Annotated in this window: 16 protein-coding genes and 1 pseudogene; 8 read left to right on the top strand and 9 right to left on the bottom strand. The window is 64.6% G+C overall.

The window, feature by feature from the left end:
- A partial coding sequence (locus DPV74_RS29830) for a lipase secretion chaperone (RefSeq protein WP_119338492.1) occupies positions 1-830 on the top strand: 830 nt, incomplete at its 5' end.
- A gap of 329 nt (positions 831-1,159) precedes the next feature.
- Here DPV74_RS29830 and DPV74_RS29835 read toward each other — a convergent pair.
- Positions 1,160-1,366 (bottom strand): hypothetical protein, encoded by a 207-nt coding sequence (locus DPV74_RS29835; RefSeq protein ID WP_240440037.1) that lies wholly within the window; start codon positions 1,364-1,366, stop codon positions 1,160-1,162.
- 3 nt (positions 1,367-1,369) lie between these two features.
- On the opposite strand from DPV74_RS29835, the gene DPV74_RS29840 reads away from it, so the two are divergent.
- From DPV74_RS29840 to arsN2, 5 genes are all read left to right on the top strand, one after another.
- The gene (locus tag DPV74_RS29840; protein WP_240440038.1) at positions 1,370-2,038 is read left to right on the top strand and encodes a Crp/Fnr family transcriptional regulator; all 669 of its coding nucleotides are present in this window, start codon (positions 1,370-1,372) and stop codon (positions 2,036-2,038) included.
- Positions 2,039-2,200: 162 nt separating this feature from the next.
- The gene (locus tag DPV74_RS29845) at positions 2,201-4,600 is read left to right on the top strand and encodes a bifunctional diguanylate cyclase/phosphodiesterase (RefSeq protein WP_119338493.1); all 2,400 of its coding nucleotides are present in this window, start codon (positions 2,201-2,203) and stop codon (positions 4,598-4,600) included.
- A 20-nt stretch (positions 4,601-4,620) separates the two neighbouring features.
- Positions 4,621-5,358, top strand: coding sequence for a TenA family transcriptional regulator (locus DPV74_RS29850; RefSeq protein WP_119338494.1), 738 nt, complete (start codon positions 4,621-4,623; stop codon positions 5,356-5,358).
- A 117-nt stretch (positions 5,359-5,475) separates the two neighbouring features.
- The gene (locus DPV74_RS29855; RefSeq protein WP_060371982.1) at positions 5,476-6,222 is read left to right on the top strand and encodes a winged helix-turn-helix domain-containing protein; all 747 of its coding nucleotides are present in this window, start codon (positions 5,476-5,478) and stop codon (positions 6,220-6,222) included.
- Between the two features lie 342 nt (positions 6,223-6,564).
- Positions 6,565-6,999, top strand: a complete 435-nt coding sequence (gene arsN2 / locus DPV74_RS29860) for an arsenic resistance N-acetyltransferase ArsN2 (protein WP_240440039.1) — start codon at positions 6,565-6,567, stop codon at positions 6,997-6,999.
- A 30-nt stretch (positions 7,000-7,029) separates the two neighbouring features.
- Here the strand turns inward: arsN2 and DPV74_RS29865 are convergent.
- Positions 7,030-7,218 (bottom strand): annotated as a pseudogene (locus DPV74_RS29865) (IS5/IS1182 family transposase); the annotation flags it as partial.
- Positions 7,219-7,345: 127 nt separating this feature from the next.
- Here DPV74_RS29865 and DPV74_RS29870 point away from each other — a divergent pair.
- Together DPV74_RS29870 and DPV74_RS29875 are read left to right on the top strand one after the other, a co-directional pair.
- Positions 7,346-8,287, top strand: a complete 942-nt coding sequence (locus DPV74_RS29870; protein ID WP_162923172.1) for a hypothetical protein — start codon at positions 7,346-7,348, stop codon at positions 8,285-8,287.
- A complete protein-coding gene (locus tag DPV74_RS29875; protein ID WP_119338496.1) occupies positions 8,284-8,973 on the top strand; it encodes a hypothetical protein in 690 nt (229 codons plus the stop codon). Before DPV74_RS29870 ends, DPV74_RS29875 begins: the two co-directional genes overlap by 4 nt.
- Positions 8,974-9,722: 749 nt before the next feature.
- Here DPV74_RS29875 and DPV74_RS29880 read toward each other — a convergent pair.
- The 7 genes from DPV74_RS29880 to andR all read right to left on the bottom strand — a co-directional run bounded on the left by DPV74_RS29880 (position 9,723) and on the right by andR (position 16,459).
- Positions 9,723-10,988 (bottom strand): dienelactone hydrolase family protein, encoded by a 1,266-nt coding sequence (locus DPV74_RS29880; protein WP_119338497.1) that lies wholly within the window; start codon positions 10,986-10,988, stop codon positions 9,723-9,725.
- 49 nt (positions 10,989-11,037) lie between these two features.
- Entirely contained in the window at positions 11,038-11,886 is an 849-nt protein-coding gene (locus DPV74_RS29885; protein ID WP_119338498.1) for an SDR family oxidoreductase, read from the bottom strand.
- A complete protein-coding gene (locus DPV74_RS29890; RefSeq protein WP_060207294.1) occupies positions 11,883-12,521 on the bottom strand; it encodes a cysteine hydrolase in 639 nt (212 codons plus the stop codon). Before DPV74_RS29890 ends, DPV74_RS29885 begins: the two co-directional genes overlap by 4 nt.
- Entirely contained in the window at positions 12,518-13,054 is a 537-nt protein-coding gene (locus DPV74_RS29895) for an aromatic-ring-hydroxylating dioxygenase subunit beta (protein ID WP_060319478.1), read from the bottom strand. Before DPV74_RS29895 ends, DPV74_RS29890 begins: the two co-directional genes overlap by 4 nt.
- Positions 13,054-14,391 (bottom strand): aromatic ring-hydroxylating dioxygenase subunit alpha, encoded by a 1,338-nt coding sequence (locus tag DPV74_RS29900; RefSeq protein WP_119338499.1) that lies wholly within the window; start codon positions 14,389-14,391, stop codon positions 13,054-13,056. The genes DPV74_RS29895 and DPV74_RS29900 overlap by 1 nt, the downstream gene beginning before the upstream one ends.
- Before the next feature lie 22 nt (positions 14,392-14,413).
- Entirely contained in the window at positions 14,414-15,373 is a 960-nt protein-coding gene (locus DPV74_RS29905; RefSeq protein ID WP_119338500.1) for a PDR/VanB family oxidoreductase, read from the bottom strand.
- Between the two features lie 102 nt (positions 15,374-15,475).
- Complete coding sequence (andR, locus tag DPV74_RS29910) at positions 15,476-16,459, bottom strand: anthranilate 1,2-dioxygenase regulatory protein AndR (protein ID WP_059694801.1); 984 nt, start codon at positions 16,457-16,459, stop codon at positions 15,476-15,478.
- Positions 16,460-16,854 lie beyond the last annotated feature (395 nt).

Here is a 16,854-nt window from a genome sequence, read left to right on the forward strand (position 1 = left end):
CGTCGCTGGCGGGTTCGCGCGCGCCGCGCCTGCCGCTCGGGCCGGACGGGCGTCTCGCGAAACGACGGGCGGTGCGGGATTTCTTCGATTACTTCCTGCTCGCGCAGCACGACCTGACACCGGCCGCGCTCGACGCGCTGGTCGCGCGGGAGGTCGCCGCGCAGCCGATCGGCGCGCCGGCGCAGCGCGAAGCGCTCGACCTGTGGCCGCGCTATCGCGCGTGTCTCGCCGCGCTCGATGCGCAGCCGGGCACCGTGCAGCCCGGCACGCGTATCGATCCGGATGCGATCGCGGGCGAGCTCGAACGACGGGCGGCACTCGCGAGCCGCTGGCTCGGCGATTGGAGCACACCGTTCTTCGCCGACGCGTTCCGGCAGCAGCATGACGACCTCGACCGGATCCGGATTGCGCGCGATCCGGCATTGAGCGATGCGCAGAAGCGTGAACGCCTTGCGGCGCTCGACCAGGCGCTGCCGCCGGACATGCGCGACGCGCACGAGCAGCTCGCGCGGCAGCGCGAGGCGGTCGCGACAGTTGCACGGCTCGACGCGCGTCGCGCGACACCCGATGCGCTGCGTGCGCAGCTCGGCGCCGACGTCGCCGCGCGCGTCGTGCGGCAGCGGCAGGACGACGATGCGTGGCAGGCGCGCTATCGCGACTATGAGGCCGAACGTGAGCGGCTCGTCGCGCAGCAGCTTGCGCCCGATGCGCGCGATGCCCAGCTCGCGCAATTGCTGCAGCGCGATTTTCCGGATCCGGCGGACGCATTGCGTGCGGCGTCGCTGGGCGCGGACCGCGCGGACATCACCGCTCGCCAGCGCGCGCGGTAGCCGGCCGGCGCCGACATCCCCGGCAAGCGCCGTCATGGATATTCCACGTTCGCCATTGGAGAAGTGTGGGATATGTCACTCAGTCCGCATTATTTCGATGGAGGAATGATTTTTATTTTCAGGATTAACTGCATTCCGTCGAATTGGCCGCTATTCGTAATTTTCAATGATTCACCGGGAAGGCACCTTTGCAAGGGCAATATTTAAATCGCCGATAATTGATTGACCATGCAAATATCTCGGAGTAACGCCTGAAACTGTCAAATTACTTCATGTAACAAAGCCGGAGTGGCACGCGCGACGGGGCTGCGTGATATCTTTTTGTCCAATTAGACCGTAAGGAAAACGGCAAAACCGGAAAACTGGTTCGTTTCAACGCTGCATGAAGATTCGGTGGCCGAGGGGCAGGAATACAACGTACGAGGTGCACCGTGATACATCAGGCCGACAATGTCATCGAGTTGCCGCATGCGCTTGGTGCCAATCAATTCCTGGCTGCGCTCGACGGAATTAGCCGTGCGGAATTGGCGCCTCATTTGATGCTTTCGAATCTCAAGACCGGCCAGGTGCTGTGCGATGCCGGCGAGAATCTGGAGGCCGTTTATTTTCCGGTGACGGCGGGTATTTCCCTCCAATACACGACAGGCAGCAAGACGACGCTCGGCGTGACGGAAATCGGCCGCGAAGGCATCGTGTGCGACGACGTCATCGGCAGCACGACGCAGCGCCGCGTCGTCGTCTATCACGGCGGATTCGCGTATCGGCTGTATGCGCGCCGTTTCGCCGACGCGTGCGACGCATCGCCGGCGATCAGGCGGCAGGTCTTCGTGCGGATGCAGCTGGTGCTGGCCCAGGCGTCGCAGGTCATGTTCTGCAGCCGCCATCACGTGATGCGGCATCAAGTGAGCCGCTGGCTGCTGATTGCCTACGAGCGCTCGCGCAGCATCGAAATCCCGGTCACGCACGGCATGCTGGGCCAGATGCTCGGCGTGCGCCGCGAGACCATCACCGATACCGCGCGACAGCTCCATGAGCTTGGCGTGATCCATCAGCATCGCGGCGCCATCGTGCTGACGGATCTCGCCCGTCTCGCGGGGCAGGGCTGCGACTGCCATCGGGTCATCCGCGACGAAACGTGCCGCATTCTCGCGATCGATGCCGGTACCGAGGCCGGCGCCGGGTTGTCGCGACGCGTCCGGACGACCTAGTTGCCGGAGCATCCTGCCGCGCGGCCGGCACCGGCGTGCCGCCGCGGATGGATGAGCGCCGGCGCGTCGCGCGCATGGAAGGGGAGAGGTCCGAACGCAAGACGCGTCGCGACGCGGCTGGCCGGCGGCATCGAGAAGAATCAGAAAAGCAGTCAATCGGGTATGGAAAACATTTCGAAGCTCCAGAGTCAGCGCAGCTCGTTTCACGTGTGGCCATGGAGTCCGGCGCTCGGCATCCTGCCGATCGTCGTCGTGATCGTCGCGCTGGCCGGGTTCGTCGCCGTCAGCCTGATCGTGATCATGTCGCTGCGCGTGTACGTCGGCGGCGAAAGCAGCTGGTCGAAGGCGCAGAAGGACGAGATCATCCTGCTGTCCCGCTACGGACAGACCGGCGACGAAAAGCTGTTCGACGATTACCTGGCGGTTGACCGCACCCTCACGTTTCTCGGCGTTGCCCGCCGCGCGATGATCAGCGTGCCGCCGGATCACCGCGTGGCGCGCCAGGCGCTGATCGAGGCGGGCATCAATCCTGTCGATGCGGTGGCGGTGGTGTGGTTCTATCCGATCCTGAGCAGCTTCGCGCGCCTGAACGCAGCGTTGCAATACTGGGAGGACGCGGACCGGCAACTGGTCAACCTGCGCGCGATCGCCAACGCGTTGCGCGAGTCCGTGCAGGCGGGCGACGTCCGGCGCACGAGTCGCCTGAACCGCGCGATCTGGGACTTCAACTCACACATCGAGCCGCTGCCGAAGCGCTTCTCCGACGAACTGAGCGCCGAATTCCGCTCGGCCGTCATCCAGCTGTTCCTGTCGTACGTCGTGGCCTCGCTGCTGATCCTCCTGCTGTCGGTGCGTTGGGCGAGCCGCGCGCAGCGCCAGCAGGCGTCGATGCAGACCGAGCTGGACCGTAGCCAGGCGTTCGCGGAAGCGGCGCTGCGCTCGGTGGCCGACGCGATCGTCACGATCGGCCTCACGCGCAGCATCGAGACCGTCAATCCGGCGGCCGAGCAGCTGCTCGGCGCGCCGTCGCGCCTCAGCGTCGGCAAGCCGATCAACGACGTGCTCGACCTGATCGATACGTCGACCGGCATGTCGATCAAGCTGCTCGCGTCGCTCAGCAACAGCGGCGATCAGACGTTCACCCGCGATCTCGACCTGATCCGCGTGTGCGGCTCGGCGGTGTCGGTGCGCGCGTCGCTGTCGAGAATGGACAACGCCGCGGGCCGCTGCGTCGGTTACGTGCTGATCCTGCGCGACATGACGCGCGAACACCAGTTGATCGAGAAGCTGACCTGGCAGGCGTCGCACGACGCGCTGACCGGCCTGATCAATCGCACGGCGTTCGAGCAGCGCCTGGGCGACGCGCTGACGCACCGCGGCGGCGGGATGTTGATGGTTCTCGACCTGGACGGATTCAAGGAAGTCAACGACGTGTGCGGGCACGCGGCCGGCGATGCGCTGCTGCGCGACGCGACCGAGGTGTTCGAGCGCTGTCTCGATGACGACGACGTGTTCGGCCGGCTGGGCGGCGACGAATTCGGCATCCTGCTGCCGGCCGGCCGCAACGGCGTGCCGGACGACGGCAAGGCGGAGCGCATCCGGGCGTGTCTCGAGGATTTCACGTTCCTGTGGGAAGGCGAGCCGTTCAAGATCAGCGTGAGCATCGGCGTGCTGGATCTCGCCTGTCGGCCCGAGAGCGTCGAGAAGGCGATGCAGATGGCCGACATCGCGTGTTACATCGCGAAGGACCGCGGCCGCAACCGCGTGCATGTCGCCGATTCGCGCGACATGAACTCGGGACGCCAGGCGTATCACATGCAGTGGAGCCGCCGCGTGAAGACGGCGCTCGAAACGAATTCGTTCCAGCTGTATGCGCAACGCATCGTGCCGATCCAGCCGGCGCACGGCGCGCAGGAGCGCGCGGAGATTCTGCTGCGCATCCCGGACGCCGACGGCAAGCTGATCTCGCCGGTCTTTCTGCCGGCCGCCGAGCGCTACGGCCACATGACGATGATCGACCGCTGGGTCGTGCGTAACGTGATCCGGCGGCTCGCGCGGCTCGAACAACGCCAGTACGTCGAATACAACGTGAACCTGTCGGCGATGTCGATCACCGACGAGCGCTTCGTGGAGTTCGCGATCGCCGAGCTGTCGGCGTCGGGGCTGGACCCGGCGCTGCTGTGCTTCGAAATCACGGAGACGAGCGCGGTCCGCAACCTGGAGGTCGCGTCGCGTTTCATGTACGAGCTGCGCGACCTCGGCTGCCGCTTCGCGCTCGACGACTTCGGCGCCGGCATGTCGTCGTTCTCGTATCTGCGCCAGTTGCCGATCGACTACCTGAAGATCGACGGCGGCCTCGTGGCGACCATGACGTCCGACAGCATCAAGCGCGGCATCGCGTCCGCCATCAACGACATCGCACACGTGATGCAGTACCGCACCGTCGCCGAGCACGTCGAGGACGCGGCGACGGCCGAGATGCTTCGCGCGCTGGGCGTCGACTATTGCCAGGGCTATTACTTCAGCCGCCCCGCGCCCTGGCAGGAGGGGGGATTCCATTGAACCAAGCGAGGAACGAACGCATGAGTGCTCCATTTGAACTGACCGGCGACCTGATGGACCTGGCGAGCTATCCGGCCTGGCTGCGCGACGTGGTCGGCACGACCGACGAGCTGAAGGCGCGTGTCCGTGCACATCCGGTGTTCGCGGCGATGAGCGGCGGGACGCTGCGCGCGTCGCAACTGCGCGCGTTCTTCGTGACCGGCTGGGCGGTGGTCAGCCAGTTTCCGGAGTACATGGCGATGAACCTGGTGAAGACCGCTGCCTATCGGTCGCGCGGCGAAGAGAAGGCGCGGCGCTATCTGATCCGCAATATCCGCGTCGAGCAGAACCACGTCGATCACTGGGCCAACTGGGCTGCGGAATCGGGCGTGACGACCGACATGCTGCTGCACGGCGATGCGCCGCTGGCCGGATTCGCGCTGAGCCACTGGTGCTGGAAAAGCAGCAGCACCGACGCGCTCGCGCCGAGCATCGCCGCGACCAACTACGCGATCGAAGGCGTGACCGGCGAGTGGAGTGCGTTGCTGTGCGCATCGCCGTATGAACAGCAGTTCGACCCGGCCGTGCGGCATCGCGCGATGCGCTGGCTCAAGCTGCATGCCGACTACGACGACCGGCATCCGTGGGAGGCGCTCGACATCGTCGCGACGCTGCTCGGCCAGTCGCCCGCGGCCCGCGACGTGCGGGACGTCGAGACGTCGATCCGCAAGAGCCTGAGCTATTTCCTGACGAGTCTCGATTGCTGCATGCATGTGTAGTCGTTTGCGCCGCGCGCTCGCGGGTTCGCGCAGGCCGCACCCGGCCGTTCCGGCCGGAAGGCGGGCCGGCGTGACGTCGCGATTCGCCGTGCGGGCCGTCGTGCTGGACGATTTTCCATGGCCACCCACGTTCTCGTCGTAGAGCCCGATCCGCGCATGCGTGACCGGATCCGCGCGCTCCTGCGCGGCTGCCAGATCGCCACGTCGGCGCTCGACGATGCGTCGCGGCTGGTGGCGCACGTGACGGCCACGCCGCCCACCCTGATCGTGATGCGGGTCGAACGGCCGGCCACGACGTTCTACATGGCGCTCGGTGCGCTGCGGCGCGCCGGTCACGACATGCCGGTGATCGTGATCAGCCGCGACGCGCAGGTGGTCGACAAGGTCGTTGCGCTCGAAATCGGCGCGGATGACTATCTGGTGGAGCCGTTCGACCCGATGGAACTGATCGCACGCGTGCGCAGCGCGGTGCGTCGCTACGCGCCGAACCGTCCCGCGCCGGTGCGCGAGCCGGTGAACCCCGAATCGTACGCATTTGGCGACATCGAGGTGAATTTCATCACGCGGCGCGCCACCCGCGCGGGACAGGACCTCGGGCTGCGTGCCAGCGAATTCGCGCTGCTCGCACTGTTCATCTCGCAGCCGATGCGCGTCCTGTCGCGTGCGGAGATCCTCGCGCTCCTGGGGCTGAGCGTGGCCGGGCGCTCCGAACGCGGGCTCGACGTGCTGATCTTCCGGCTGCGCAACCTGGTCGAGCAGGCGGTCGGCGATTATCGCTACATCCGTACCGTGCGCGGGAAGGGCTACATTTTCGTGCCGCTCGGCACGCTGGCGGACGATGTGGATGGGTCCCGGCATGCTTGAGCCGTGCGCAGCCCTGCAGATCGCCATTCTTTTCGAATTCGTCACACCACGCCTTGAGAGAATGCTTCGCTGGGTAGCCCAACGGGCGAATGGTCGGCTTGATGCGCTTCCCGCGTTTCAAGTACAGATTGACCGACCGCATGCGCTCTTCGCATGAATACATGGCCTACAGTATCGAGTACGGTATAGGCGAGGTCGGCTCGGGGGTGTCAGAATGTCCGTGTTCAAGGCGGGTGGAGCCCCAGGTCAGCCCCTCTTCTTGGAGGCCAGTTCAAAACCCGGCGGGGAACCACTTACTTTTCCGGCAAGCTGTTACTTTTGGTTGCCTGAATCGATAAGGACATGAAGATGAATATTCGTGAAGCGCAACCAAACGACCTCGATTCGATTAGAAAGCTGCTCGAGGAGAACCAACTGCCGATCGCTGACGTTACCGCTCCGCTCCTGGACGATTTTCTCGTAGCGGTTGGCCCGGGTCTCGTGGGAGTGGTAGGACTAGAGCGATTTGGGAGCAATGCGTTGCTACGGTCGCTCGTTGTTGCCAGTGACGGTCGCTCTCGCGGACTAGGCCAAGAACTGGTCGAGAAAATGGAGAAGAGAGCGAGAGCGACGGGTGTCTCATCGCTGTGGCTGCTGACAAACTCTGCGACGGAGTTTTTTCAGGGTGCGGGATATACGACAGTTCACCGGAATGAGGTTCCGACAGTGATCAAAGGAAGCAGAGAGTTCGCCGAACTTTGTCCAGCTAGTGCCGTTTGCATGTGCAAGCACCTGTGACACATGCCGCTTTTGCTGTAATAGGTTAGATCAAGCAGGTTGCGCCGTGCGCCTCAAAATGTTCCAGCAGACGAGAGCGCAGCTACATTTCAAGAACGCTTCGTGAATGTCGGCTCGGCGATCGAACCGAATGCGCAGACGCCGGAAGTTGTGGAGCCACGAGTGAGTCCGTTCCACTACCCAGCTGAATTTGCCCGGACTGCTGCCATGAATCGATCGAATAACGACGCCCTGTGTAAAAATCGCTGCATCCTGCGCGGTGTGTGAATCGCGTCTCGCTTCCGGGAGACCGATTTGTTTGAGTCAGGCCACCTTGACGACGTCTTCAACCCAGAATGATTTCTGAATGTCCCTCGTATCAATGACAAAAATTACCGAATGGGCTGCCGGACTGACGCTTTCCATTGCGCCGTGGTTGGCCTCCACCGCATTCGCTCAGGCGACAGACACCCAGGTACAGGAAGGCATCATTGGCGGTCAGGCTGTACAACTGATCCTGCGTCTCGACAATCACGGCCCCAGCCTGAGCGGCTACGTATTCGAACAGAACGGCGGCCTGCTGTTGCCCCTGGAGGAAACGCCGCTGGCGGATAGTCCGGAGGCGGCTCCCGATCTGTCGATTGACGTAACTGATGCGAAGGGTCAGCCGTTCGCGATGTTGATGCTGCGTTCTTTCCGCTGGACGGATCATAAGCTGGCCGGAGACTGGGTGGATCTGAGAAGCCGGGTCCGCACCGCGTTCCAGTTCAAGCAGACGGCCATGTTCGGGAGCGGCTATGCCGCCGTGGCCTACGATGGCGATCTGCTGCAGGTCGGGAAAAGTGGTCCGTATCTGTTCCGCGTACACGCGCACAAGGCTCGTGGCGAATTTGGCGGCCTGGTGGATCGAATCGATGTCTACGATCGCGCCAGTGGCAGCAAGATTCAGACACTGGATCACCTGCAGCTGGGCTTCAACTACACCGACACGCTGGAGTTCGACGATTACAACGGAGACGGGCATACGGACTTCCGTGCCTCCCGGCTCGCTATCGACGGCAGCGGCAATCGCTCCACGGGCAGCCGGAGCTACTTCCTGTTTCTGAACGGCCAGTTTCGCGACTTCACGCCGCTCGACAAGCTGGAAGAGGATGGAACGCCCTGGTTCCTGCCCCACGGCCGGATCGACGTCCGGCAGGAGTCCGACATCGACTATCGCAACCGTCTCGCGACCTGGAACCACTACCGGTTCACGTCGCCCGGGACACTGACATTTACCGGCAGCACCCAGGGGCCAATGAACCGATGATCAAGCACCTTAAAGCCGTCGTGGCATTGTCGGGCCTGACCTTGTCGGGACTCGGCGCACCGGCCGCCCAAGCCGCTTCCCTGTTTCAAGGGACCATTGGAAAGCAACCCGTTACGTTGTACCTGTCCCTCGTCAATACCGTGACCACGGGGATCTATTTCTACGACCGGCACCGCACCCCCATCCGGCTCAAGCCCACGATCTCCCATACGTCGGGGGACACCCACATCGATGAGCTCGACGCCGACGGGCTGCCGGCCGCCCGGCTCGCACTGCCGAGCGATATCAATCCGCCCAAGTCGTACGATGGCACCTGGGTCAGTTACCGCACCGGACAGAAACTGCCCATCCATTTGAACCTCGTCGCCTACAGCGCATACGGCGCCGAGCCGGTTCCGATACTTCAGGCGGCATCCACGGATCGCTGGTATTTCGTCATTCCATCGATCGCCACGCTCGATCGCGTGATCGAGGTGCGGGACAAGAAAACCGGCGATCTCGTCCAGGCGCTGACCCCCGCTCATGGTGCGTTGTGCGATTGGGGCATCGATACGGTGAAGGTGAAAAAGGACGGACCTGCGCCGGAGTTGAGCGTGGCGGGGGTAACGGTCGAAAACGGCGCGTGCGTGGGGGCCGCATTTGCGTGGGATCCTCAAAAGCAGGCATTTCGGGAAGTGCGTCCGTAACTCGGGTCCAGGGAGCAACGGAACAACCAACTCACCTAAGCGGGCATGTTGCCCGTCAGGCAAGCGATAGCGGGATTTGTCGGCGGAGGGCATTGCATTCCCACATGCGGAGCCTGTCCGCAAGAGGGCCGGGCAACGAACGCCATTCGATCGTGTGCGACCCATCAGCGACGCCCCTCGGCACAACTCGCGCCATATGCTGACCATTCGGAGAGGTTGCGCAGAGCACTGCTCACGATAAGGCAGCTAGCGACGTCACGTTGAAGGATCGGGACGTTTGATCATTGGCATGGCAAGCGCCGCACTTGCGCAGTTCGGCGTGCGGTCGAGCGGCCAGCGTAGCCATGCGCTTTTGCCGGCAGGCAGCGGCGGCGCTCAGGCTGCGGGGGCATGGCCTCGGCCAGTGGGTTGATCATTGGATTCTTGGTATTCGACATGCTTGAGCCTCCCTCACAAAGAAGCCCGCAAGCTTGCCGATAGCGAGTGACGCACGAATTACAATCGCATTACTGACAAATTACAACAACGCTTCGTGCATTGGAGCGTTGCTGCGCTTTACGTGAAGGCTCCTGTGAGCATGCTTCCCATAGGGCACCGGGTTGTACGGAAGCCATGATCGAATCCGTTTTCCAGGTGCACCGCCTTCCTTGGCGATATACGGGAGCCATTTTCTCGAGCTTCGATCGGGCTGAAAATTCCAGGGCAGGTCAGGTCTTGTTCGGCGTTGGCGAGGGCCTGCCCATGGATGTTCAGACGCGGTGCTTCTTTCCGATAACAATGTCATACCCGGATCGGGCCGGTTCGCTCTCGCGCCAGCGTGCCATCAGCGTATTCGACGGCAACGTCTCGTCGCGCAGCTTGCGTGCGACATCGACGCCGGCGACCGGTAACCCGTGTGGATCGAGCAACCCGAGCTGGACGAGCACGCTCGCCTGGTCCCAGTAGATGTGTTCGTTGTAGAGCTTGGGCCCGCGGAATGCGACGACGACAACCATCGGAATCTCCACACGCTTGCCGGTCGGCGCGACGCCGGGCAGCAACCAGTCGATCTCCCGGTCGTGCGTAAACGTCAGGATGAATTCGTCCACCATGCGATCGACGCCGATCACGCGCGAGATCGGCGCCATCGCCATGTCAGCCGGATTGTTGTGGACGAAATGGTGCGTGTAGAAGCGCTTCAGTTCCGTGTACCCGGTGCCGCCCGTCATGGTCGGCACGTGATTCACGTACGGCTCGGGCACCATCGTCCGCATCGTCTCCTCGGGATCGCGCGCGGCGAACTCCAGATGGAAGTGGTGATCGGCGAGTGCACCCAGGTCGTAGTCGGGGCCGAGCACCTTGCGAAACACCGCGAGGCTGCGCGTATGCGCGGACATCGCCGCCGCCTTGACGAAGGTCGGGCCGTTACGGCTGAATGCGTGGCCGGCGCCCTCGTAGACGTAAAGCTTCGCGTTCGGCTTGCCGTCCAGCGCCGCGCGTATCGCCGTCACGGTTTCGGGCGGATTGAGCGGATCGTCGGCGCCGAAATGCAGCGCGAGCGGGCACGCGATGCGCTCGGCCAGTTCGAGCGACTGCTCGATGCCGACGCCGTAATAGCCGATCGCACAATCGACGTCGCCCTGGGCCGCGGCGAGCCAGGCGAGCTTGCCGCCGAGACAGAAGCCGAGCACGCCGACCCGGCCGGTCGATTCAGGCAACGTGCGCGCATGGGCAACGGTCGCGCGGATATCGTCGACGGCGCCGGCCACATCGAGGCGCGTGTAATAGTCGAATGCTTTGGCATGGTCGGCTTCGCCGTAACCGAGTTCGATGTTCGAGCCGAACGGGTGGAACAGGTCCGGTGCAATGACGACATAGCCCTCGGCCGCATAAAGATCCGCCACTTCTCGGATCTCGGCGTTCACGCCGAATATTTCTTGCAGCAATACGATGACCGGGCCACGGCCCGCTTCCGGCAGTGCGAGATAGGCGTCGAACGCCGTGTCGCCCCGAACTATTCTGATGTGCTTCGTCATGGATGAAGTCCCGATGGAGTAGGGGGAGGAATGCGAGCCGAACGGTTCGCTACTGCGCTGCGTGCCGCTCGAACCATTCGCGCGGCGAGCGGCCCTGATCCGGCCCCAGGATAGAAAAACCGCCGTCGACGGGTACGTCGATGCCGGTGAGCCACGATGCATCGTCCGAGCAGAGAAACGCGACGATGCGCCCGATCTCGTCACCGCGACCGACGCGGCCCAGGACGTGCAGCGGCCGGCCGACGCGGTCCGCGACATCGACCGACCCGCCCGCGAGCCGTTCCAGCGATGGCGACCACGTCCAGGCCGGCGATACGCTGATTGCCCGCAGGTCGCGCGGCGCCAGATCCACGGCGAGGTTGCGCGTCAGCTGCAGCAACGCTGCCTTCGACGCCGGATACAGCGCGCGCCCGGCCGCGCCGAACTTGCCGCCCACGCTGCCGAGGTTGACGATCACGCCGCGTCGCCGCAGATGCGGCGCGGCTTTCTGCGCCAGGATCGCCGCCGACACGAGATTGACGTCGAGCAGGCGCGACCATTGTTCGCGCGTCGACGCGAGGCCTGCGTCGTCGTAGCTGCACGCATTGTTCACGACGATGTCGAGGCCGCCGAAGACGGTAAGGGCGGTCGCGATCGCGCTGTCGAGTTGTGCGTCGTCGGTGACGTCGGTGCGTGCAAAGTGCGCCGATGCGCCGATCGAAGCGGCCAGCGCGTGTCCCGCATCGACATCGAGCCCGACGATCAACACGCCAACGCCTTCGTTCGCGAGGGCGCGCGCAATGTCGGCGCCGAGCCCCTGCGTCGCGCCGGTGACGATCGCGACCTTGCCCGCGAGACGCGCGCGCGGGCTGGCCGGACTCGTCTGCGAGGACGATTCGGGAGAAGGCGAAATGTTCATGCGCCCTCCGTTTGCGGCGCGCGGCCGAACAACTCGGCTACACTGGAAATGCCCGCGATCAAGCGCATCGACTCTATCGATGCATCGTGCTGTCGACGATCCGCGCACGCGCAGGCATCAGCCGCGACGGTCACGCGATAGCCGAGATCGGCGGCATGGCGGACAGTCATTTCAACGGTCGAATGCGTGGCGACGCCTGCGACGATCAGGTGACGCACGTCGTGCGCGGCGAGGATCCGTTCCAGCGGCGTACCGATGAAGCCGCTCGTACATTGATGATGGATGACATGGTCGAGCGCGCGCGCCGGATCGGGTTCGAGCGTCGGGTAAAACTGCGCGCCCCAGCTGCCGTCGCGCAACGCACCGAGCTCGGCCGTGCGCACGAAAATCGGCGCATTGCGCGGCAAGTCCGCGTAATCCTCGCGGAAGGCAATGCGGACATGCGCGATCGGCAAGCCGAGCCCGCGTGCGCCGGTGATCAGCGCGCGGGCCGCGTCGAGCACCGCCGCGCGGTCGGGTTGATCCGCGTCGAAGCCGACGCGAATCTTGCCGCGCGGATCGAGCACGTCGTTCTGGTAATGCAGCGCGATCACGGCGGTGCGCGCAAGCGGTATCGGCAGCGATGCGGCGTTCACACGAATACCTCCAGGTTCGCGAGCGCATCGGTCGAGTTGATGAGATCGACGCGCTTCAGATAGATCTTCCAGTCCGGGCCGCTCGTATCGAGCTTGTGCGTGACGAGCCCGGCGAGCGTGCGCTGCCCGATCCGCCATTCGTTGACGATCTGTGTCGAGTGGACCACCAGCCGGCCGGCCGCATCGCGGCCGTCGACGATCACGTTGCCGACGACGCGCGCGGTGCGCGTCGACGGCTGCTGCGACCAGTTGCGCCGGTTCGTCACGCGGGCCGCGCGCACTTCGCGCAGCGTCGCATCCTCCCAGAAGAGCGAGATATGGTCGCGCGGATTGGCTTGGCCCGGCTCGTGTGGCAGCCAGTACATCCCGTCGGGCGTCCACGTGTCGAGCCAAGCGTCGAATGCGCGCGTGTCGAGCAGCCGCGCCTCGCGAAACAGGAACTGTGCCGCCTGCGCGTGCAGCGCGGCGTCGAAGGCGAGGGCAGGGGCGTCGACCGCGACGGTCGACAGATCGAAAGCCGGATCGTGCAGCATCAGGCGTCTCCTTCGCGCGTGCGCGCCGTCGGGGCGGCCTCGTCGACCATGAAGCGTTTCCACGCGGCGAACTGGTTGCGCATCGGCAATTCGCTGGTGCCGTTGATCGACACGAAGCCGTCGTCCGTCGCGCGATCCGTGCCCGCGTAGCGATGCATGCTCACCCACTCGCCGCCGCGGGTCTGGTTGCCTTCCTGGCAGCGCGCGTAGACTTCGACGTCGTCGGGCATCACGTTCGACGACGGCGAATTGATCACGTTCGCGTAGGTCAACGCGCGGTCGAACACGGCATCGGGCGCGCCTTTCAGGCGAAACAGCTGGATTTCGACCAGCGTCCGGTCCACCGCAATCGGACGAATCACGCGGAACTGCTGAAACACCGTATGCGGGGACCCGCTGCCGTAGATCACGGTATTGTGGCGGTTCATGCCGAGAATCCGGCGTGCGCGTTCTTCGCCGTAAACCTCCGCGAGCACCGCGAAATGCGTGCTCGACACCGAATCGCGTTCGGCAGCCGCCGGGTCGAAAATACCTTCCATGTAGCCGTGGCCGTATGCGTACGCGCGCAATTCCAGTTTTTCCCAGAATTCGTACGGCTCGCCGTTCCCGTCCATGATGAGCAGCTCGAACGGCATCGCGCCCATCTCCGCGGCCTGCGCGCGGGCCGATACCACCGACGATTCGTGGGTGACCGGCGCATGCATCGTGTCATGCAGGTTCTCGTAGAACACTTTCCAGTTCGAGCGCTGCAGGACGCGGAACACCCCCCCCGTGACTTCGACCTCGCCGACCGGGGAGCGGTCGCACAGGTTGTCGATCGATGACACGACGCCGTTCAGGAAGGCCCGCAGATCCGGGCCATCGTTGCTCTGGCTGGCGAATACGAAGCCGCGATAGCTGTCCACGCGCGCGACGCGGCGCATCGAGAAATCCGGATGCTTCGGGTCGAAGCAGGTGTTCTGCAGGCCGTTGCGCAGCGGCGCCGACAGGTGCGTGCCGTCGTGCCTGAACGTCCATGCATGATATGGACACCGGAAGAACTTCCCGACCGAGCCGTCGCCGTCGGGTACGACTTTCGCCCCCTTGTGCGGACACCGGTTGTAGATCACGTGGATCGTGCCGTCGGATGCGCGCACCATCACGACGTCCTGGTCGCCGATACGCGTCGTGTGATAGTCGCCGGCCGTCTTGACCTGGCTCTCGTGGCCGACGTAGATCCACGCGCGGCCGTAGATCCGCTCCATTTCCAGCGCGAAGATCGCTGGATCGGTATAGAGGCGCTTGTGCACGCTGTCGGGCCGCACCAGCCCGGCCAGTGTCTCGTTGGTAACGCTCATGGGGGTACCTCGAAGGGGAGGGTCAAAGATCCAGCACGAGATGCGCGCCATGCGCGCGCGACACGCATGGACAGAACGCGCCGCTCGCGTGGTCGTCGTCGCTCAGGCAGATGTCGCGGTGATCGGGGGCGCCGTCGAGCAAGCGCACCGCGCACACGCCGCAATCGCCGCGCCGACAGTCGTAGAGCGGATCGAGGCCGGCTTCGATCATCGCGTCGAGAATCGACGTGCCGGGTGGCACGTTCAGCACGTGCCCCGTACCGGCGAGACGCACTTCGACCGTGGCGTCTTCCACCGTCGCGACCGGCGCGGCAAAGCGTTCGCAATGCAGCGTGTCGTCGCGCCAGCCGAGATGCCGCGCGGCCGCGAGCGTCGCCTCGATGAGCCCGGCGGGGCCGCACACGTACAGATGCGTACCGTTCTCGGGCGCGCCGATCGCGTCGGCCAGCGGCAGGCCGCGCGACGGTTCGCCGTCGTCGAACCAGCATGTCGCACCCGGTAGCGCGGCGACCTCGTCGCGATAGGCCATCGACATCGCGTCGCGCGCGGCGTAGTGCAGCGTGAACCGCCGCCCGCTGCTCGTCAGTTCGCGCGCCATTGCGAGAATCGGCGTAATGCCGATGCCGCCGGCCACGAGCAAGTGCCGGCGTGCGTCCGCGACGAGCGGAAAATCGTTCCGGGGCGGATCGATGTCGAATTCGTCGCCGGGCGCACAGGCGTGCATCCGCTGCGAACCGCCGCTTCCGGCTGCTTCGCGCAGCACCGCGATTTCGTAACGGTCAATCGAATCGGCGCTGCCGCCGGCGTTCACGAGCGAATACGCGCGCCGTCGCGAACGAGGGGAGAGCGGCACGTGCACGCCGATGTGCGCGCCGGCGGCAAACCCGGGTAGCGGGCCGCCATCGGCGGCGACGAGATGCAATCGGCGGATTGCGGGCGTCAGTGCATCGATGCGCTCGACGCGGATTCTGAGCAGGGACATCCAGCGGCTCCGTTGAATTCAGAGGAGTCCACTGTATGCGGGCGAATGTGCCGAGAATATCCGGCGATCGCAGCGCCTGTCCGGCGCGCGCAGAATTTCCGCTCAGGCGGCGGACTGGCGCGCGCGCCGCAACGTATCCGACGGCGATTCTCCGAACGTTTCGCGGTACAGGGCGGCGAATCGGCCCAGATTCGCGAAGCCGCAACAGAGCGCCACGTCGGCCACGCGATCGGTGTCGCGGCCTTGCCGCAATCGGTCGCGTGCGTGTTCGAGACGACGTTCGCGGACCAACTGCATCGGGCTGCCGCGCGAAAAGCGTTGAAACCCGTCGAGCAGCGTGCGCACGGGCACGCCGGCCGCCAGCGCGATATCGGCCAGCGTGATCGGCTCGCACGCGTGCTCGGCGATATAGGCTTCCGCGCGCTTGACCGTGCGCGGCACGAGCGCCGTTCCGCCGGATCGCGCCTGGCAGTGATGCGGCTGGCCGGCGAGCAGGAGCGAGATCACGAGCCGCTCGAATTCGAGCGCGATGCGGCGGTCGCGCTGCGCGAGCGCGACGGTCTCCGGCGACGATGTCATGACGCGCAACTGCATCAGCCACGGCAAGAGTTCGGAGCGGGAAAGGTCGAGCACCGGCTCGATCTGCAGATGGTCGTAGCCGGTGTGAGACAGGATCGCGTGCTTGTCGACGCGCACGAAGAACTGCTCGCAGTCGCGAGAGAACGTGGCACCGAAATGGCTGGCCGGGCTCACGATGACACCCTGCGCCGGCCCGACGATCATGCGCCGGCCGCCGACGCTCACGTCCGCATAGCCGCCGAGGCTCAGGATCGCGAGATAGTAATCCTCGATTTCGCCGGCATCGACGCCCATCGCGACGTCGTAACCGATCGTGCCGAACCCGACACTGTCGATCCGCACGTAGTCCATGTACGCGGAATAGCCGCCGCGCGAGCTGCCCGGGATGAGTCGATGCGGCTGCAGCACCGCGGCGATCCGTTCCCGCGTGTCGTCGATATCGACCGACTCGAAATAGCGGTATCGACGGAGCTGGGTCGGCTCGATCGGCAAGGAAGCATTGGACATGGCGAATCTTCTTTGCGTATGCGGGGAAACCCGGGGCGCGATGTCGGACGATCGCCGCGGTGTTCCGGGTCACGTCCACTGTACACGTTTGCAGCAAGGTCAATAAAACGGCCAGTAATGGCTTCTGGATACTTGCGGGAATTGGACAGGCGGCCGTGTGCGGTTGCGTTTACCGGCTGGATGGTGAGCGGAGGTCGAACAGCTTACGCGGCCCGAAAGCGGACATTTCAATCTAGCCGCCACAACACATGTCATACCCGGATTCAGATGTCCACCTTCCAGCTATTTAGAGATGTCCGGTTTTAAGGTCGGTTTTGCTGCGTCTCTTTCCTCGCTTTAACCGTTACGCAGTGTCGAAGGCCGGCGCCTGAACGGGCAGGGCGCTTGCGTTCGTT

The sequence above is a fragment of the Burkholderia sp. HAN2018 genome, assembly GCF_024704855.1.
Taxonomy (GTDB): Bacteria; Pseudomonadota; Gammaproteobacteria; order Burkholderiales; family Burkholderiaceae; genus Burkholderia; species Burkholderia cepacia.